Here is a 17,944-nt window from a genome sequence, read left to right on the forward strand (position 1 = left end):
TCAACTCATTGCCCTTCATTACGCCCAGCAGACAGCCCTAAAGAAAGACGATCTCTTACAAGTGGGACGTCTGGGCCTGATCAAGGCTTGCAACCTCTAAGACGCCCAGCGGGGGGCAAACTTTCCAAGCTTCGCCAAGCCGCACATTCGGGGAACCATCCTTCTTTTCCTTCGCGACAGCGTTGGTTTGATTCGACTCCCAAGGGCCGTTGAGGAAAGGGCCATGCGGATAATGCGCAGCCCCGGGGGCTCTTTTCTGAGCCCAGCCGATTCACTTGTGGTTGACCAGTACCGCAACAAGCAACACTGGGTGGAATTCAACGACGATCTGCTAATTAACACCCCGGAAGTTATCTAATTGCTCGAACGTTCAAAAGCCTGTATCAGGGTGAAAAGGCTTTTCTGCAAACTTGAATAAGACGACCAATGCGCCTTAAAGAGGGTCGTCATCGATGGGATGAGTCTGAGGCAAATAGCTCAACATCTTGGGATTTCAGCGATGACTGTTCAGCGTCGAGTTAAGCGCGGCCCTAACAGCCTTTCCAAAGATTTGAACGCTGCTCAGCTGGACGCCTGAGCGTCGCGATCCATTTGTTCTTGGAGAGTTTTGATGGCGGCATTGAGGGCCGACAGCTGCCGTTCTGCACCATCACGCCAGAACCGCAGCATCGACAACTTCCTTTCCTGATGCTGGCGGTGCAGGGTCTGGTGATCGGTGCTGGTGCTGCAGCAGAAAGGAGGAAGCATGTCAGCGTGTCAAATCAGATCAATCCTGACGGATTTCAAGGTCTGGCGCGACTCTCTAATCACTTGGCTCTGGCAGGAGCTGGAACTACGGTGTGGGTTCACGACATCCACACTGTGGTGTTGACGTCCTTGCGCACACCACAACAGTAAGCCGCATGAGTCTCAGGCGAGTCCCGTTATTGGTCTTGGCCTGTGTCTCGGTTGTGGGACTTGAGTTTGGACTGCAGTGCCGTGCTGAGGCTTATGTCGCCTTAATGGCTGGTCAGCGCGCACGCCCCCTCAACGGAACCTTTAATAACGTCCCGGTTCTGCATTCCAATCAACCGGAGATCGTCACCGGACCTGGAATCCTGGTGAACACCGATGTCGGATCTGCTGTCGCAGCCGAGTCAAATCAGCCGCTGCGCAATGCCACTTACACCTTCAATGGTGAGTTCGGCGTTCATATGCATCACAAGTACTACCCCCAAGACCAGTTAAAGCTCGGTGGACCACGATCCAGGGGCCTGATGACCTTGGCTCTGATCGCGACGAATCCAGGACCGACGTCGATCACGCTGGATTTCGACCGTGGTTCGGTCAAAAATAGTTTTGAAGCGCCATATCACCCGAATCGTCTTATGGGGGTCAAACCCCTTGGGAAGCGCCCCTGGAACACCGGTCCTGGCGATGCCACCGCCGTTCAACTGCTTCGCGGAGAACTGGATCGCAAATTGCCCGAACGCGTCGTGATCCCTGCTGGAGGACGTCGTGTTGTGTTGCGCACTGTTCTCCCCGCCCGCGGCATTGCCAACGGGCTGTTGAAGGGACGCAGCAATGGTCCTTTCACGATGGCTGTTGTTGCTGCTGAGCAATCAGCGCAGGATTCCGATCTCTTTGCGGTTCTGCAGTCAGGGCGTCTAGCCCCTGGGCGCATTTACTTGAATCGGATTCGAGAGATTCAGCTGGGTCAAGTCTTCTCCCGGGTTGCCGGCGTTGCCCTTGGCGATGCCTACAAGGCAGAGATCAGCCATGACCTCAACCAGGGTCCACTGCATGTGCCCCTAACAAGCACGAAGCGGCATCACTTCGGCACCAGCGATGTTCAGGTCAATCCGTTGACTGCACGGATGATCGACTCTGCTCTGAATAACGTTGGCACCTATGGGGTTCGCTACGACGTAACCCTGAATGTTTCGGGGACAGGGCCCCATCAACTCGTGCTCAGTCACCCGGTTTTGTCTGGCAAGAAGACCTTCACTGCCTTTCGAGGATCGCTTCAGATTGTTCAAAATCGAACCCTTCAAGAGGTTCACGTTGGCATGCGCTCAGGCGAGAGCCTGGCCTTGGCTGATCTCAATCTGGCACCTGGCACTCGCAAGGTGGTGAAGGTGAGTCTGGTTTATCCAGCAGATGCCACCCCAGGCCATCTCCTCAGTGTTGTTCCCATTCAGCAGCTGGCCATGCTTCATAGACACCAGCAACAGCAGCGAAATGCCCAGTTAAAAATTGCGGAAACCAAATCACGGAAGGTGGGGCCGAAAACCGCTCCCCCACCTCCTGAGACAAAGCCCATTGTTGTGAATCCTTCTCCTGGGAAGCCAGCTCCTGTCATCCCTGCAGTGCTCCCCGTCACCACACCGCGCTACGGCGATGTGATTCGATCTCAACAGCAATGGTTGCTGCAGCTTCAAGGTCGATAACCTTCCCAAAGGTGGATTGAACTTTTGAGGGGCGAGGACTCAAAACGTCAACGCATCTCCGTGGAGATGTCAGAGCCCATGGTCGCCTTGATTGACCAGCTCAAGGGTGAATACGGAGCACGTTCCCGTGGGCGTGTGCTCGAAATGTTGTTGCAGGATCTGATTGACCCTGGCGATTCAGCTTCGGATCCTGAGGTCACTCCCCTGGTGGACGCTGCTGAACCAGCGTCCACCAACAGGTCCGATGAAGTCACCAGTCTCGTTCTTATCTCAACGGGCAACCATCAAGAAGGCCTTGAAGAAACTCCAACCTCAGCTTCTGGGCTTCCCTCTGGGAGTGGTTCCTCGGGCATCGATCTACCGGGGTTCGTCAGTAAGCGCACCAGTCAGCTCAAAGCAACCCTTCGTTCTACGCAGCAACGGGAATCTCTTCAGAACGATCCCCTTGTCTCAACGGTGGACCCCGCTGAATTAAAGGAGGCCAGTGCTGCAGCTGAAGAGCACTGGAGGTCTCTGTATGGCCAACCACCGGGTCCAACCGTGATTGAAGCCGCCATGACCTGGTTGGCGCGTGATGTCTGGTCCAGCACCGATGCGAGTGATGGGCGTCCATTCACATGGTCTGCAGCCAACGCGGCCGTTGAGACGCTCTGTGTCGGTTGGGAGTCCAGTGATCCATCGCTCGGGCGGGTGATGGTGGTGGCAGGTGCTCTTGAGGATCCCTTTGCCACGTCCTCATTGGCGGAGCGCATGCCGACTCTGATCCGTCGGTTCGTGAACCGTTTCCGTCGCAGCCGGCAGGTCACCTCCTTCGAAACCCTTGAATCAACAATGACGGTGCACGGAGCTCTGAAGCTGTTAGGTCTGTCAACGCAAGCAGGTACCTCGGTCACCCTCAGCTCGATTCGGGAGGCTTACAAACAAAGGGCTCTTGAAGAACATCCCGATGCGGGTGGCTCCACCGATGCGATGCGTCGACTCAATGAGGCCTATCGGTTGCTTCGCGAGCTGTACCGGAACCGATGACTAGTTGTCGCTTTATAGACGCGCCATAAGACCAGCCTTGAGTCTTATTTGAGATGAATGTGTTATTTCTCCTGGCTGGTTCCGTGGCTGCGAACAATCAACCAAGCGCTGAGGGCCATCATGGCCACAGAGCCGCACAGCGCAGCAGATCGGTGGCGTTGTTCACTTCGAATCCAATAATCTTTCTGAACGCAGCGAAAATCAGGCAAACAATAGTCACATTGGACAGGTCTTTTTTCAGGCTTAGCAGGCTGTTCACCGAGAGAATGTTGGTGTGTTGCTCTGCACCACCCTCAAGGTGTGCACAAGGTCTGAGATCACCAGTTCATAGATGCCGTAGCCAAAGATCAGCAGGGCAATGCCGATTACGAAGTGATCAACCACTCACCATCTGGGCGATTGTTATGGCAGCAACGCTCTTAGTGCTGAAGGGCAGGCGCATGATCACCAGAAAAGCATTGAAAACTTCAATCGTCCCGATCACAAAGCATCCAACCCTTCCGAGCAGGCTCAGCACCACCGGCACAATATTGATCAACCGGGATTTCCAGTTCAGCCGCTCAAACCGTCGTTCAATCCATCGCGCAGATATGGCTCATTCCGATCAACGCAATCGCAAGTCTCGGATGTGACCCAAAACGAGCCTCTATCCAAGTCTTACATAAGACAAGTGCTAATCGTCAAGATTCAAAAATTGCCCTGTTTTACTTGTTGAATGCAAAGCGACCAGGGTCGTTGCTCTTCGCTCGATAAATACTTTCTTTGATGCTCCTTGCAATGGTCCATGGCCAGTCCAGGGAACATTTGAGACCAGTAAAATGTAGCTGCCTCAGTACTTTTGAGGCTCGCGTACCTGCTGTAAAGACAGGTACGCAACCTAGCCTGTGTCTTTTTGGGCTTCGAAAGCCTTGATGAAACTCAGTCTCTGTTCGATCGAATGGGAATTGTTTCGGGACTCATTAAGTGTCCTGTCTTGCAACTACGAGACTGAAGTCGTGCGTATTAGGTCTTAGATGAGACGCGTATCTGGTCCCATAGCTCGTCTTAAGTGCGACAGCTTGACAATAAAAAAACCGGGCTCGAAGGCCCGGATCTTTTGAGGACGTTGATCTTTGATTCAGGTGGATGTTTGCATGCCCTGAATCAAGAAGTCGAAATAGGGAGACGTGAGCTTCTCCTGCTGTTCCGACAACAGAGTCAGAGAAGCTTCCTTCATGCACTTCATCGCTTCAACCATGCCAGGCATCGGAACACCGAGACTGTTGTACATCTCGCGTGCGCCCACTAGACCTATCTCCTGGATCATTTCGGTGCTGCCGGCAAGAACTCCGTAGGTGATCAGACGGAGATACCAGCTGTAGTCACGCAGGCATTGAGCGCGCTGCCGCTGACCGTATGCGTTGCCGCCAGGAGCGACGTACTCCGGTTTGCGACCGAACAATTGCTTGGCGGATTCGTCGACGATCTTCTTTTCGTTCTCGGTCAGAACCTTGACCACAGAAACGCGCACGGCGCCTTGGTCGAGGAAATCCACCATGGTGCGAAGTTCTCCGCTGGTGGGATACCGCAGATCGTCATCGGCCTGGAGGATGAGATCCCGGACAACGCTCATGGAACTGGGCAGGCTTCGTGGAGTTTAGTGGTCTCGACCCGTTCACCAGCCCCTTCACTGCCCGGGTGTTACGCCATTGCAATGGCAGGGAACCGAGAGCATGACCAAAGTCGACAGCCCGAACACCAGTGAACCGCGGCCTGGGCTCACCATCGAGCTTGAAGCTGTTGACCTCGATCGTGACGGTAAGGGTCTGGCCCGTTGGAACAACTGGGTGATCGTTGTTCCTGGTCTCTTGCCGGGGGAGCGTGCCACGGTTCAGCTGCAGCAACGCAAGAAGTCGCGCTGGTTGAGCCGTCGGGTGGATCAGATCTCGTTTTCCGAAGATCGGCGCCGTCCACCTTGCATCCTTGCCGATGACTGCGGTGGATGCACTCTGCAGCGCCTGGATGACACCGCCCAATCTCGTTGGAAAGCCAAGCAGATACAACAGACCATGCATCGCATCGGCGGCATTGACGCTGCCCCCGCGGCAACTCTTGTTGATGATGAACGCTGTTTCGGTTACCGCAATCGAGCCCTGATCCCGCTGAAGCGGGAGCAGAACGGCCGCCTGAAAGCCGGTTACTTCCGACCGAAGACCCACAAGATCGTCAACCTGAACCACTGCCCAGTGCTCGATCCACGCCTGGACGTGTTGGTGGAACCACTCAAGCAAGACCTGGATGCAGGTGGGTGGCCGGCTGACCATGACCTGCTCGAAGCCCAGGGCCTGCGTCACCTCGGGCTTCGTCTAGCCAGCGTTAGTGGTGATGTGTTGATCACCTTGATCAGCAGTCATGCCCAGCTTCGTGGCCTTGAGGACCTCGCGCATAGCTGGGTGCAGCGTTGGCCCGCGGTGAAAGGGGTCTGCCTCAACCTTCAACCCAAGCCCAACAACCTGGTTCTCGGTCGAACCACCCATTGCCTTGCCGGTGTTCCCACCATTGAGGACCAGTTCTGTGGCATCAAGCTCTCCCTCAGCAGCACCACCTTTGTTCAGGTGAACACGCCGCAGGCGGAACGAATCGTTCAGCTGCTCAGCGATTGGCTTTCGCTTCAGTGCGCTGGCGGACGTGTGGTCGACGCCTATTGCGGCGTGGGGACCATTGCCCTGCCCCTGGCCAAGGCCGGTTTTGATGTTCAAGGTCTGGAACTGAACCCTGACTCGGTGGAGCAGGCCCGGTTGAATGCAATGCACAACAGCCTCTCCTCCCGCTGTGCATTTCATGCCGGCGATGTGGCAGACCTCCTCGCTGCGCAGCTTGAGGACTGTCAGGCACTCGTGCTGGATCCACCGCGCCGGGGTCTCGATCGACGCGTAGTGGAAAGCATCCTTGAGCAGCCCCCTGGCGTGCTGGCCTACCTCAGCTGTGATCCCGCCACCCAAGCGCGGGATCTGAAAGCATTGCTACAGCCAACAGGCCCCTACGGGCTGGAGATGCTCCAGCCCGTGGACTTCTTCCCCCAGACAACGCACCTTGAGTCGTTAGCGCTGTTGAAACGGATCAGCTCCTGAGCTCCGCCTGAAACTGCTTGCTCAAAGAGGCGCGCACTTTGTCGTGAACCGGTTGAATTTTGTCGTCGGTGAGTGTTTCATTCTTGCCGCGGTAGCGCAGACGGAAGGCTTGGCTCACTTTGTTGTCGCCAAGCTGTTCTCCCTCAAAGCGATCCACCAGTTCCACCTGCTCCAGAAGAGGTTTGCCCGCTTTGCGGATGGCTTGGATCAGATCGGCAGCTTCACAGGATCGGTCGACCACCACGGCAAGATCCCGCTCGCTAAAGGGCACGGTTGGGTAGGGCTTGAAGGAGGGCGTCCAGCGGTTGCTGCGTGTGGCGGCATCTAGCAGTCGCGCAAGGTCAAGTTCAAACAGATAGGTGGCTTCAGGAAGATCGAGCTCCTCAGCCATGGCTGGGTGAAGCTGACCGAAACAACCCAAGGGGCGTCCCTCCAACACTAGGGTTGCGGCCCGACCCGGATGCAGTTGTGCGTCGTCTGTCAGGCGGCGGTCAGACAGCTCCAGCTGCAGGGCCTCCATCACCCTTGTGAGAACGCCACGGGCCTGGAAATAGTCAGGCGCCTGCGGCTTGCCGCTGGTGGCCCAGGTGGAGAGGCGTCGATCTCCGCAGATCACGCCACCCAGAATGGCGGTCTGGCTGACGGCCTCAGCGGATCCGCTGTAGGTGTTGCCAATCTCGAAGACGGAACACCCCCGCTGCGACGCCTTCAGATTGCGAACACAAATCTGAAGGTGCTCTTCCCAGAGGTTGGTGCGCAGATGGCTTGTGTCGGCCAACAACGGATTGCTGATGGCGATGCGCTGTTCCTGCTCGGAACCAGGAACGAGAGACACAGTGGTGACCTCCTGTAGCCCTGTGGCACAGAACAGCTGCCGCAGGCGCCGTTCCGCCTGCTGGCGCGGTGTGAGGGCACCGGGCTCCAGCGGATCCGGCAGATGGGACTCAAACCGATCGAAGCCCACAAGACGAGCCACTTCCTCGATGAGATCAACTTCACGTTGCAGGTCTTGCCGTCTTGAGGGCGGTGCAATCACCTGCCATCCCTGCTCATGGGCAGAGAGCCGACAACCCAGGGCTGATAAGCAGTTTTCGATGCTGGTGTCATCCAGATTCTCCGGGCCATCAGCAGCATCGAGGGGGCCAAGCAGTTGATGGAGGGCAATGCGCCTCAACAGCACCGGTTCCGCTTCTACAGGACCGGTACCGCCTACCCAACGCCCCTTCTCAGAGCAGGGAAACTCCTGACTCAACAAGGCCGAGGCACGGGCCGAACAGGGCAGGGTCATTTCAATGGGTAAGCCCTTTTCGAAGCGACTGCTGGCATCAGTTCGCAAGCCCAGGACCCGGGCGGACTGACGAACCCGCGGTGGTGAAAACAGGGCGGATTCCAGCCAGATGTTCCGGGTTTTGGTTGTCACCCCACTCTCGAAACTCCCCATCACACCAGCGACAGCAACAGGCCGGTCATGACAGGTGACGACCTGAACACGGCTGTCGAGGCTTCGCTTCTGATCATCCAGACCAACGAAAGTTTCCCCGTCGCGAGCGGGACGGACAGCAAAACTCTTGGCATCCACTGGTAGGCCGGTCAGTTGTTCCAGCACATCAGCATCAAAGGCGTGGAGGGGCTGCCCCTGCTCCAGCATCACCAGATTGGTGACGTCAACCACGGCATTCACGCTGTTCACACCACCGCGCTCAAGACGCTGCTGCAACCAGGTTGGTGAGGGCTTGGAGCCATCCACACCCTCGATTTTTGTGATCGAGTAGAAGCAGCCGTCCAGTTCTGTGTTCAGCGGATTGATGCTGGGATTCAGATCCAGCTCGGGCAGGCTCAAGCTGCCACCGGTCAGGGCCGCCACCTCCCGAGCGATACCCACCATGGAGAGGCCGTCGGGGCGATTGGCGGTGATTGCCAGCTCCAGAACGGTGTCGTCGAGTCCCAGTAGGGGTGCCACAGGCGACCCGGTTGGTGGCAGCGATTCCTGAAGCTCGTCAAGTATGGCGATGCCATCGGATTGCTCCGTGAGGCCAAGCTCCGTCAGGGAGCAGATCATTCCGTTACTGGCGACACCCCGCAATTCGCCGGCTTTGATCGTCAAGCCAACGGCGGGGAGGCTGGCTCCGACCATCGCCACAGGAACATGTATGCCGGCACGAACGTTGCTGGCACCACACACGATCTGGATGGGCTCCTGCGCTCCGACATCCACGTTGCAGACGCTGAGCTTGTCGGCATTGGGGTGTTTGTCCCGCTCCAGCACATGGCCGACAACCACGCCCTTGGCCCGGGCGCTGAGGTCATCGACGTCGTCAACCTCAAAGCCCGCCATCGATAGGCGCTCGGACAGATCGTCCACGGACTCATTCACCTGGACCAGCTGCTTCAACCAGGAGATGGATACCCGCATCGGATCAAAGCCAGACAGCGCGCGATCTTAGGAAGTCCCCTAGGGAGAGCTGCTGTACCCAGGTCGGGTCAGGAGGTAAGCTCGATGTTTGTAATTTCGCTTCGCACCTGCGGCGCTACGTCCTTTATGGCCAAGAACAAGGGCGTCCGGATCGTTGTCACTCTTGAGTGCACCGAATGCCGGTCCGTTCCCGCTTCCGAAAAGCGATCCCCTGGCGTGTCTCGTTACACGACCGAGAAGAATCGCCGGAACACCACTGAAAGGCTTGAGCTGATGAAGTTCTGCCCTCAGCTCAACAAGATGACTCTCCACAAAGAGATCAAGTGAGTTTTTTGCTCATTCAGCCTTTCAACTGTTCCTGATTCATGTCCAGCTCCTTCTTCAAGAAGCGTCTTTCGCCGATCAAGCCCGGTGATCCCATCGATTACAAGGATGTGGATCTTCTCAAGAAGTTCATCACCGAACGCGGCAAAATTCTTCCCCGTCGCCTCACCGGCCTCACCGCCAAGCAGCAGCGCGATCTCACCAACGCCGTCAAGCGTGCCCGCATAGTTGCCCTTCTGCCGTTTGTGAACCCCGAAGGTTGATTTTCGGGCGTTGAACAATCCAATTCAACCCGGAGAAACCGTAGCGGTTGTTCTCAAGGGTTCTCCTCTTTTCGGCCGTCTTCTGTCCATCAAGGGCAGCAAGGCGGTTCTTTCTTTTGGTGGTCAACGTCGTGACCAGGGCCTGCCCCTACGCGATCTGATTGCCATCGATCCGGAGCATCTATTCGATGGCAGTGAACTACCTGCCCCTGAGCAGGTGCAGGACAGCGCTCCATCAGCGCGGGCCGTCGTGGAGGCCTGGCAGCTGCTGGAAATGGATCAACCGGGGGGAATGGCTCGACTGAGCCTCTGCGAGCTTGGGGAGTTGGTGTTGACCCCGTTCAACCTCGCTGGTCTGGCAGCGCTGTGGGCCTGGCTGCATGGGAACCAACAGTTGTTCCGCTGGCGTCGTGACCGTTTGATCCAGCCACTCTCCCGCGAAGAGAGGGCCAGCCTGCGGCGCCAACGCCGAGCTGAGCGGCAGGCGCAACAACATGAACAACGGCAGCTCGCGTTGCTGCGGGCAGAGCGAGCCCTCAGCGACGATGAACGCCTGGAGCTGGACCCGGTTTGGGACGAGCGCTTCAGCCACTGGATTCAATTACTGAAAGACAATCCCGCTGCGGTGGGTTCCGACCTGGATATCCAGCAGTGGTCGTCACCGTTATCGATCGGATCGGATGCAGCCGATCTGCGGCAGTGGTTGATCGTTCGTGGGTTGCTCGATCCGAATGAGCCCATTGGCCTGAGGGGCAGCGTCTGGTCCCGCCGTTTTCCCTCTGATTTGGTGGAGGAAGCGAATCGTCTTGTTGCTCTATCGAATAAACAGCTGCCTGGTGATGAGCAACGCATCGACCTCACTCACCTGGCCACCTACAGCCTGGACGATGCGGGCACCCGAGAAATTGATGACGCGCTCTCGCTGGAGCGTCGTGATGGCGTCGATTGGATCTGGATCCACATCGCTGATCCCAGCCGTCTGATCGACATTGACTCCCCCCTTGATCAGGAAGCCAGACGTCGAGCCACCAGTTTGTATCTGGCGGAGGGTGTGATGCCCATGCTCCCTCTGGAGCTGGCGGCCGGTCCCCTCAGTCTTCGGGCTGGGCAGCGCTGTGCCGCCCTGAGTGTGGCCGTTCACCTCGATGCCGATGGTGCTGTGGTGGAGCAACGGATTGCTCGCAGCTGGATCCGACCCCGCTATGGCCTCACGTACAGCGATGGCGACGAGCTAATCGAGTTCGCACCTCCAGGAGATGAGGCCCTTTCGGATCTTTCGGGACTGTTGATGCAGCGCATGCGCTGGCGACGCTTCAAAGGGGCCGTGATGTTCGACCGTCCCGAAGGACGCTTCCGCCTCAGTGATGGGGCGTTGGCGCTGCAGGTGATTGACCCGTCACCCTCCCGCCTGATGGTGAGTGAAGCGATGCTGCTGATGGGCGCTGTTGTAGCCAGCTTTGGGCAAGAGCACAACCTGCCGCTGCCTTTCCGCAGTCAGCCTGCGGCGGAGCTGCCCTCCAGCGAGGAACTCGATCGAATCCCCGAGGGGCCAGCCCGTGATGCGGCGATCAAGCGCTGCTTGAGTCGTGGCGTGCAGGGAACGAGACCCATGCCGCATTACAGCCTCGGGCTTGAGGCCTATGTGCAGGCGACATCACCGATTCGACGCTATGCCGATCTCGTGGCCCACCGCCAGATCATTGCCCAGCTTTCGGAGATTGCACCGATGGATGAAGAGCATCTGGGGGAAGTGATCGACGATCTCGATGATCCATTGCGCCAGTCCATTCAGATCAGCCGTGAGGATCAGCGCCACTGGCAGCAGGTGTGGTTCGCTGAGCATCAGAGCACCGTTTGGTCGGCCGAATTCCTGCGCTGGTTGCGTCCGCAGGATCGCTTGGCCCTGGTTCATGTCAGCGACCTGGCCATGGATCTGGTCGGTTGTGTCTCTGCCTCAGACCCTGAGCCCGGCGATGCTCTTGAACTCAAGGTGGGTCGAGCTGACCCCGTACGCGGTGAGCTGCAGCTTCAGTTGGCCTGATCCAGAACCCCGGTGATCCGTACCCATGGACCCCATGGGTTTTGCACGCCGCGCATACTCACCCTTTGGCCGGCGTGATCCGAGGCGGAAAGCCAGCGGTGAATGGCGGGTTCCAGCGTGATAAGGGGCCAGCCACCTTCTGCTGTTTTCAATTGGTAGCCCTCCTGAAGGTTGCCTGTGAGCACGCCACTGAGGCTGACCTCATGAGGCTGGTTTGGCGCCTGGTTCACGCCGGGGGGAATGAGCGTGCTGGCCCGTGGGCCTGAAAGGCAGCCCGTCGCATCCAGGTGTTCAGGCTGAGCCAAGCCCTGCTCCTGAGCTGTAACCCAGTACGGATGCCAAAGCGGCCAGTCCCAGATCGGGAGCACCGCTGCAGGGGCTTGGGGCTCGTGGATCAGGGCTGACTGGATCGCCTCAACCGCCAGATCACCAAGGTCACAGCCCTGGCGAACGGCCATGGCCGCTGCAACACCCGCCACCTGGCCCAGATTGAGGATTAAGGGCTGCAACCGCGTTGCCCCATTGGCCATGTGGCTGACGCTGAAGCCTTTCTCCGCCATCACAAGGTTGGGAATCGATTCTGAGATCAAGGCATCGAAGGGGATGCAGAAGGGTGTACCGCTCCAACGCCCTCCCCAACGCACACTTTTCGGTGCGAGGGGCCAGTCTCCACAGGGGTAGTGATGGTCATTGGCGTAGGTGCCCAAAGCGATGCTGGTGCAACGTCCCTGGGCATCGATCGGGAGCGGTCCTCGCAGGGCTCCCTTGGACATCGGCAAGAGGTCGCGTTCCGTGACCGTTGATCGACCCATCAGCCTCCGACCTTCCCGCCAGTACGGCATCAACGCCAGGCTGGGGTCTTCACCAGGAAAAGCCTTCCCCTCAGCGATCCAACCGCCGCTGCATTCCGACAGTGCCTCGAGAAAATCCTTGCTGTGCCTCTGCATCTCTTGGGCCAGCTCTGCACGAACCTCGGCATCCGAACTGAGAGCTCGATCGAGACCTTGGTGCCAATCGTTGCCATCAAGGGGCCAATTCAGCATGACCAGGCCGCTGGGCAGACGGCCATAGGTGATGGTTTTCTCGAGGCCGAAGCTGGCGATGCTCCGATCAAACGGAGTGCGCGGGATCGCATTGGCACGCTGCGGGGCGAGTTTTCCATGCAACTGACCCATCACCACCCAGGTGGGTGACTGAATTGGTTGTTGTTGAAAGAACGCTTCGCTCTCAAGCCGGCACTGATCGGGTGCGCTGGGTTCATTCCAGATCTCCTTGGCTTCCCAACCCCAGCGAAAAGGAGCCGATGACAGGGCAAGCAGATCACCCAGGTCGCTGCCGTCAACAAACACTTCGGCAGAGAAGGTTTCGACACCATTTGCGCTGTGGATGTCCACGGAATGGAGGCGCCCCTGCTTGCTGTGAACCTGCTCAAGCCTGCAGTGGGGACGCCATTCCAGCTTGGGCTCGGCCGTCACCCAGCGTTGCAGGATCCGTTCGGCCGTTTGCGGCCTGTATCCAAAACAGCTCACCCAGTTCTGGTCGAGCCCGCTCGGCTCCTCCAAATCCAGCTGCCGCAGAAATGCGCCCCAAATCCCGGTCTGCCAACAGGTCAGTTCATGGCCATCTGGGGCGCAGACTCCTGCCGAACTAACCATGCCCCCCAGCCAGGGGCCGGAGGTAAACAGTGTCGTGTCCGCTCCTGATCTTGCGCTCTGCAGAGCAGCAGCAACGCCTCCGCAGCCACCACCCCAAACCACCACGTCGCGTTGGGTCATGGCGAGTGCGGTTTGGTGTGGAGCGCGATGGGCATGCTCGTTAGAGTCTGTCGTCGCTGCGGTGCAGCGGAGTTCGAACTTTTCTGATGTCCTACACCCTTACGACTCCGCTCTATTACGTCAACGATCGTCCCCATCTGGGCAGCACCTACACAACCCTCGCCTGTGACGCCCTGGCTCGCTTCGAGCGACTCCGGCTGCAGAAGGTGACCTTCGTGACCGGTGTTGATGAGCACGGTCAGAAGATTCAACGCACTGCAGAACGTCAGCAGCTGAGCCCGCAAGATCACTGCGACCGCGTCAGCAGCCGCTACCGCGATCTCTGGAATCAGTGGGGGATTTCCGACGATCGCTTCGTGCGCACCACCAACCCGCGCCATTTGGAGTTGGTGGTGCAGTTCTACGAACGGGTCAAGGCATCCGGCGACATCGTTGTTGGCAAACAGACCGGCTGGTATTGCGTTGATTGCGAGGAATACAAGGACGATCCGGCGGAAGCGGAATCGCCTTCCTGTTCGATCCACCGCAAGCCTCTGGAATGGCGCGATGAGGAGAACCTCTTCTTTAGGCTCTCCCGCTATCAATCTGCCATTGAAGAGTTGGTGGCTCGGGATGACTTCATCGCGCCTGCCAGCAGACGACAGGAAGTGCGCAATTTCGTCGCCCAAGGCTTGCGCGACTTCTCCATTTCACGGGTGAATGTGTCCTGGGGCCTTCCAGTACCCGACCATCCCGGTCACACCTTCTACGTCTGGTTTGACGCCCTGCTGGGCTATCTCACAGCACTTCTCGATGACGGCGAAGCGGTGTCACTGGATCGGCTTGCCTCCTGCGGTTGGCCCGCCTCCGTTCACGTGATCGGTAAGGACATTCTTCGCTTTCATGCTGTCTTCTGGCCTGCCATGTGCATGTCTGCAGGGCTGCCGGTACCGCAAAAGGTGTTTGGCCATGGCTTCCTCACCCGGGAGGGCCAGAAGATGGGCAAATCCCTTGGCAACGTGCTGGACCCGGAACTGTTGCTTGAGCGATGCGGCACCGATGCCGTTCGTTGGTATCTCTTGCGCGACATTCAATTCGGAGACGACGGGGATTTTCAACAACAACGATTTCTGGATCTGGTCAACAACGACCTCGCAAACACCATCGGCAACTTGCTCAACCGCACCTCGTCGATGGCCCGCAAGTGGTTCGATGACGGCGTTCCCCCGGCTGGAAAAGCCTCAAGTGCCGACCATCCCTTGGCTATCAAGGCTGCGGAAACTGTCAGGACGGTGATTGAGGCGATGCCGCAGCTTGCGTTCAAGACCGCGGCCGAGTCGATCCTTCAGTTGGCAATTGCTGCGAACGGTCATCTCAGTGACACGGCGCCTTGGAGTCGCATGAAGGAACCCGGTCAAGAGGCGAGCGTTGCCGAAGATTTGTTTGCTGTGCTGGAAACCACCCGCATCGTTGGGCTTCTGCTTGCACCGCTTCTGCCTGAACTCAGCGGGCGGATTCTTGCCCAGCTTGGGCAGAGCTTGGATCCAAACAACTGGTCGAATCAGCTCAATTGGGGCAGGCTGAGCAGCGGTTCTCCGCTGCCGAAACCAACACCGGTGATGCAGCGGTTGGAACTGGATGAACCGCTCTAAACAAATAATGCTGGGTCGCTTGTTGCGTTTTGGGCTGACGGCATCCCTTGTGGCAAGTGCATTGCTGACCGCTTGCGCGACTCGGCGGCCGATCACGGTTGAACCCACGCCTTCCTTCGTGTTCCGATCGCTGGATTTGAGTCAACGGACTGACGACGGCAACCGTGACTGGGATCTCATCAGCCCCGAGGCGCGGTACGACTTGAGCAGTCGAACCATCCGTGCACGACGTCCTGAGGGCGTTCTCTATCGCGACGATCAACCGCACTACCGGATCACTGCCGATCTCGCCACGGTGTTGAGGGATGGAGGGCTCGTCGTTCTTGAAGGATCGGTGCAGCTGCGGCAGTTGAACCAACGGGGGCTGACGATTGAGGGAGACAATCTGATTTGGACGCCATCGCAGTCGCGGATGGTGATCAATCAACGGCCAATGGCCAATGATGGACAGACGCAAATTCGCTCCCGCGAGCTGGCCTTCCAGCAGGACACCGAGGTGCTCGTGTTCAGCGGCCCAACCCAGCTGAACCGTGTTGATGGAACAAGTGCTGCTTCCACAGTGGTGCGAGGTGGCAGCGGAACCTGGAATCTGAAGAGTGGTTTGATGCAGGCACCCGGTCCGGTGGAGGCCGTGCGAAGTGATGGCCGGACGCTCAACGCATCTGGGCTCGATGGCAACACCCGCAAGGGCTACCTCGACCTTCAACAACCGGTCATGCTTGTGCTCGAAAGCGAACGGGGCCGGATCACTGCCGGACGGACGCGTTGGCTGTTTTCTGCGAAGCAACTTCAATCCGATCAACCCGTTCAGGCTGATTTGAAAAACAGCAAAGCGCAGGGCGGCGGGTTCAAGCTTGATGAGCGCACTGGCACCGTGACCATTTCCAGGGACTGTCGCGTGGAGCAGAAGTCGGAAACGCTTACGGCGCGGCGGTGTTCATGGAACTGGCGCAGTGAACGGGTTGTGGCTGATGGAGATGTGGTTCTTCAGCGGACCAAGCCTGAGCAGATCACGCGGGCATCACGCATGGAGGCCAAAATTTCTGATGGTGGAGAGTTGCGTTTCGGCCAATCCGGAGCGAGGGTTGAATCCAGGATCAAGTTGAGTCCGGGGTCACAGAAGAAACCTCGCCGGCCCCAAGTGTCGTTCTGAGCCGCTGGGTCCAGCCCTCAATCCATCTCTCATCCGAGCGGGTGAAACAACGGGGCGACCAGCCCCCCACGATCACGGCTCCTTCCTTTCCCATAGGGCATACAACGATGGCAGGGAGTGACGGCAGCATCGTGTCGAATTCCGCCCGGCCCGGAAAGAGTGTTGTGTTCACCAGGGAGATGGTTTGGTCACGCTCCAGGGCCCGTTTGGTGATCGGCCCTGGCTGAAATGAGTCCTGACTGATCAGGCCTCGACGCAACACGACCTGCTTGCGCCACAGCACGAGCACAGATGCCGCTGGCGTTGCCGTCAGCAGCATGTGGCTGCCCCAGGCCAGCTCCTGTTGTTGGTCCTCGCTGAACTGATCCGCCATCACCAGTCCCTGCTCTCCCTTCAACGGCACCTTCTCAGTTGATTTGGGATTGGCCCGTGTCCAGAGCACCGCCACCAACATCAACCCAACCGCTGCCATCCCCGCCAGAACCTCTGCTCTTTGCAGTTCGGGTGTCACGGTCTCCGCTAACCCCGCATTGGTCACGGTTAGACCCAGCAACAAGAGCGCACACATCAGAACGGCTCGAGCGGGACCTGGCATCAACGATGGGTGCTGTCAGAACACAATCATCCTGCTCAAATACAGACATGTACGTCTCTGCCATGACGACTCCCGAGGCTTTTGCCGCTATTGCCCTCGCCGCTGTTGCCTGTGACGGAATGTTGGGGCGGGATGAAGCCCATGCCTTGCGCTGTCAGCTGGAGAACCGATCTCTCTACAGCGATTGCTCTGAAGCTGAGATGGGTGAATTGTTTGATCGCCTGCTCCTGCTGTTGCGGGAGCAGGGCGTTCAGGGCTTGATTGCCTCCGCCTTGCCGCAGCTCACTCGACCACAGCAGCAGTCTGCCCTGGCTGTGGCGGCGCATCTGGTGCATGCTGACCGCAAGATCACAGCGGAAGAGATCGACCTCCTGGATCAGCTCACCCGTCAGATGACTCTGCCCGACAACGAAGCCTGCATGATTATTGAGGCAATTGCAGCCCTCAACCGCGACATGCTGGACAGCTAACGGCAGACTGAGGGAGTCATAACGCTTGAAGGGATGCCTCGTTCCGCCAGACGCCTGTTGGCCAGCCTGCTCAGCTTCGGGTTCTGTCTTTTTCTCTGTGCCCCTGCCAGTCTGGCGATCTCACCTGCCGCGCTGGGTGAAACCCTGCCAGATGCGCTGGTGATCGACGATGCCGACGTGTTCAGCCGCGCCAGCCGTGGTGAATTGGAAGTCAAATTGCGCAGTTTTGATGATCAACGGGTGGATGCCCGCTTGATCACGGTACGGCGTTTGGATTACGGCATCAATTTGAACAGCTTCGGTGAGGATCTTCTCGAGATGTGGAGCTCGCCCACCGGCAATCCATTGCTGTTGATGTTGATCGAAACTTCCAACAAGCGTTCCGCCGTTGTCGCAAATCAGGAGCTTGAAGCACAACTTCCTTCGAGCCTGCTGAAGAGCACCGCACGGACAACGATGACTGTGCCCCTGCGCGAGGGCGATCGTTACCGCCAGGCCTCTGTTGATGGCCTTGCCCGACTTTCAGTTGTTCTCTCGGGTGGGGAAGATCCAGGCCCTCCGAAGGAAATCGAACGGATCACACTGCCCACCAACATTCCTACCAAGGCTGAAACTGCTGAGAGTGATGCCACCAAGTGGGTGATCATTTTGTTGGTGCTGGGAACGATCATTCCGATGGCCACCTGGTGGGTTTTCTCGCGCTGATGACCTGAC

General features: G+C 58.1%; 17 protein-coding genes and 1 pseudogene. 11 read left to right on the forward strand and 7 right to left on the reverse strand.

Annotated elements, in window-relative coordinates:
• Window positions 1–436: 436 nt before the first annotated feature.
• Window positions 437–577: pseudogene (locus FZZ85_RS12145) on the forward strand (sigma factor-like helix-turn-helix DNA-binding protein); the annotation flags it as partial.
• On the opposite strand, the gene FZZ85_RS02760 reads toward FZZ85_RS12145, so the two are convergent.
• Entirely contained in the window at window positions 562–747 is a 186-nt protein-coding gene (locus FZZ85_RS02760) for a hypothetical protein (protein WP_226412026.1), read from the reverse strand. The pseudogene FZZ85_RS12145 and the gene FZZ85_RS02760 sit on opposite strands and share 16 nt — an antisense overlap.
• A 155-nt stretch (window positions 748–902) precedes the next feature.
• Here FZZ85_RS02760 and FZZ85_RS02765 point away from each other — a divergent pair, with 155 nt between their 5' ends.
• Window positions 903–2,429 (forward strand): DUF3370 family protein, encoded by a 1,527-nt coding sequence (locus FZZ85_RS02765; RefSeq protein WP_226412028.1) that lies wholly within the window; start codon window positions 903–905, stop codon window positions 2,427–2,429.
• Window positions 2,430–2,507: 78 nt separating this feature from the next.
• Complete coding sequence (locus FZZ85_RS02770) at window positions 2,508–3,455, forward strand: molecular chaperone DnaJ (RefSeq protein WP_226412030.1); 948 nt, start codon at window positions 2,508–2,510, stop codon at window positions 3,453–3,455.
• 255 nt (window positions 3,456–3,710) lie between these two features.
• On the opposite strand, the gene FZZ85_RS02775 is transcribed toward FZZ85_RS02770, so the two are convergent.
• The 3 genes from FZZ85_RS02775 to FZZ85_RS02785 form a co-directional block, all read right to left on the reverse strand.
• A complete protein-coding gene (locus FZZ85_RS02775) occupies window positions 3,711–3,839 on the reverse strand; it encodes a YqhA family protein (RefSeq protein WP_226412032.1) in 129 nt (42 codons plus the stop codon).
• Complete coding sequence (locus tag FZZ85_RS02780) at window positions 3,832–3,981, reverse strand: hypothetical protein (RefSeq protein WP_226412034.1); 150 nt, start codon at window positions 3,979–3,981, stop codon at window positions 3,832–3,834. The genes FZZ85_RS02775 and FZZ85_RS02780 overlap by 8 nt, the downstream gene beginning before the upstream one ends.
• 591 nt (window positions 3,982–4,572) lie before the next feature.
• Window positions 4,573–5,067, reverse strand: coding sequence for an allophycocyanin subunit alpha-B (locus FZZ85_RS02785; protein ID WP_226412036.1), 495 nt, complete (start codon window positions 5,065–5,067; stop codon window positions 4,573–4,575).
• Between the two features lie 100 nt (window positions 5,068–5,167).
• Here FZZ85_RS02785 and rlmD point away from each other — a divergent pair, with 100 nt between their 5' ends.
• Window positions 5,168–6,565, forward strand: coding sequence for a 23S rRNA (uracil(1939)-C(5))-methyltransferase RlmD (rlmD, locus tag FZZ85_RS02790; protein WP_226412038.1), 1,398 nt, complete (start codon window positions 5,168–5,170; stop codon window positions 6,563–6,565).
• Here rlmD and pheT read toward each other — a convergent pair.
• A complete protein-coding gene (gene pheT / locus FZZ85_RS02795; protein ID WP_226412040.1) occupies window positions 6,555–8,978 on the reverse strand; it encodes a phenylalanine--tRNA ligase subunit beta in 2,424 nt (807 codons plus the stop codon). The genes rlmD and pheT overlap by 11 nt on opposite strands.
• A 126-nt stretch (window positions 8,979–9,104) precedes the next feature.
• On the opposite strand from pheT, the gene rpmG reads away from it, so the two are divergent.
• The 3 genes from rpmG to FZZ85_RS02810 are packed head-to-tail and all read left to right on the forward strand — an operon-like array spanning window position 9,105 to window position 11,606.
• A complete protein-coding gene (gene rpmG, locus FZZ85_RS02800) occupies window positions 9,105–9,305 on the forward strand; it encodes a 50S ribosomal protein L33 (RefSeq protein WP_028952014.1) in 201 nt (66 codons plus the stop codon).
• 38 nt (window positions 9,306–9,343) lie between these two features.
• Window positions 9,344–9,565 carry a 30S ribosomal protein S18 gene (rpsR, locus tag FZZ85_RS02805; RefSeq protein WP_006041316.1) on the forward strand — a complete coding sequence of 74 codons (222 nt, stop codon included), beginning with the start codon at window positions 9,344–9,346 and terminating at the stop codon, window positions 9,563–9,565.
• A 10-nt stretch (window positions 9,566–9,575) separates the two neighbouring features.
• Window positions 9,576–11,606 (forward strand): ribonuclease catalytic domain-containing protein, encoded by a 2,031-nt coding sequence (locus tag FZZ85_RS02810; RefSeq protein ID WP_226412042.1) that lies wholly within the window; start codon window positions 9,576–9,578, stop codon window positions 11,604–11,606.
• Here the strand turns inward: FZZ85_RS02810 and FZZ85_RS02815 are convergent.
• A complete protein-coding gene (locus FZZ85_RS02815; protein ID WP_226412044.1) occupies window positions 11,594–13,381 on the reverse strand; it encodes an FAD-dependent oxidoreductase in 1,788 nt (595 codons plus the stop codon). The two genes, FZZ85_RS02810 and FZZ85_RS02815, sit on opposite strands and share 13 nt — an antisense overlap.
• Before the next feature lie 86 nt (window positions 13,382–13,467).
• Between FZZ85_RS02815 and metG the strand changes: the two genes are divergently transcribed.
• Both metG and lptC read left to right on the forward strand, forming a co-directional pair.
• Window positions 13,468–15,012, forward strand: a complete 1,545-nt coding sequence (gene metG, locus FZZ85_RS02820) for a methionine--tRNA ligase (RefSeq protein ID WP_226412046.1) — start codon at window positions 13,468–13,470, stop codon at window positions 15,010–15,012.
• 7 nt (window positions 15,013–15,019) lie between these two features.
• Window positions 15,020–16,165: an LPS export ABC transporter periplasmic protein LptC gene (gene lptC / locus FZZ85_RS02825; RefSeq protein WP_226412048.1), complete on the forward strand. Its 1,146-nt coding sequence runs from the start codon at window positions 15,020–15,022 to the stop codon at window positions 16,163–16,165.
• Here lptC and FZZ85_RS02830 read toward each other — a convergent pair.
• Window positions 16,110–16,760 carry a cofactor assembly of complex C subunit B gene (locus tag FZZ85_RS02830; protein WP_226412050.1) on the reverse strand — a complete coding sequence of 217 codons (651 nt, stop codon included), beginning with the start codon at window positions 16,758–16,760 and terminating at the stop codon, window positions 16,110–16,112. The genes lptC and FZZ85_RS02830 overlap by 56 nt on opposite strands.
• A 47-nt stretch (window positions 16,761–16,807) precedes the next feature.
• Between FZZ85_RS02830 and FZZ85_RS02835 the strand changes: the two genes are divergently transcribed.
• Window positions 16,808–17,230 (forward strand): tellurite resistance TerB family protein, encoded by a 423-nt coding sequence (locus FZZ85_RS02835; RefSeq protein ID WP_226412052.1) that lies wholly within the window; start codon window positions 16,808–16,810, stop codon window positions 17,228–17,230.
• 33 nt (window positions 17,231–17,263) lie between these two features.
• Window positions 17,264–17,935, forward strand: a complete 672-nt coding sequence (psb32, locus tag FZZ85_RS02840; protein WP_226412054.1) for a photosystem II repair protein Psb32 — start codon at window positions 17,264–17,266, stop codon at window positions 17,933–17,935.
• Window positions 17,936–17,944: the final 9 nt, after the last annotated feature.

It is taken from the genome of Synechococcus sp. MU1642, assembly GCF_020514115.1.
Classification (GTDB): Bacteria; Cyanobacteriota; Cyanobacteriia; order PCC-6307; family Cyanobiaceae; genus Parasynechococcus.

Bases quoted from the DNA above. Each gene is read 5' to 3' on its own strand.
- FZZ85_RS02760 (WP_226412026.1), bottom strand. From the start codon at position 747: ATGCTTCCTCCTTTCTGCTGCAGCACCAGCACCGATCACCAGACCCTG.
- FZZ85_RS02765 (WP_226412028.1), top strand. From the start codon at position 903: ATGAGTCTCAGGCGAGTCCCGTTATTGGTCTTGGCCTGTGTCTCGGTT.
- FZZ85_RS02770 (WP_226412030.1), top strand. From the start codon at position 2,508: ATGGTCGCCTTGATTGACCAGCTCAAGGGTGAATACGGAGCACGTTCC.
- FZZ85_RS02785 (WP_226412036.1), bottom strand. From the start codon at position 5,067: ATGAGCGTTGTCCGGGATCTCATCCTCCAGGCCGATGACGATCTGCGG.
- rlmD (WP_226412038.1), top strand. From the start codon at position 5,168: ATGACCAAAGTCGACAGCCCGAACACCAGTGAACCGCGGCCTGGGCTC.
- pheT (WP_226412040.1), bottom strand. From the start codon at position 8,978: ATGCGGGTATCCATCTCCTGGTTGAAGCAGCTGGTCCAGGTGAATGAG.
- rpmG (WP_028952014.1), top strand. From the start codon at position 9,105: ATGGCCAAGAACAAGGGCGTCCGGATCGTTGTCACTCTTGAGTGCACC.
- rpsR (WP_006041316.1), top strand. From the start codon at position 9,344: ATGTCCAGCTCCTTCTTCAAGAAGCGTCTTTCGCCGATCAAGCCCGGT.
- FZZ85_RS02815 (WP_226412044.1), bottom strand. From the start codon at position 13,381: ATGACCCAACGCGACGTGGTGGTTTGGGGTGGTGGCTGCGGAGGCGTT.
- metG (WP_226412046.1), top strand. From the start codon at position 13,468: ATGTCCTACACCCTTACGACTCCGCTCTATTACGTCAACGATCGTCCC.
- lptC (WP_226412048.1), top strand. From the start codon at position 15,020: ATGCTGGGTCGCTTGTTGCGTTTTGGGCTGACGGCATCCCTTGTGGCA.
- FZZ85_RS02830 (WP_226412050.1), bottom strand. From the start codon at position 16,760: ATGCCAGGTCCCGCTCGAGCCGTTCTGATGTGTGCGCTCTTGTTGCTG.
- FZZ85_RS02835 (WP_226412052.1), top strand. From the start codon at position 16,808: ATGTACGTCTCTGCCATGACGACTCCCGAGGCTTTTGCCGCTATTGCC.
- psb32 (WP_226412054.1), top strand. From the start codon at position 17,264: ATGCCTCGTTCCGCCAGACGCCTGTTGGCCAGCCTGCTCAGCTTCGGG.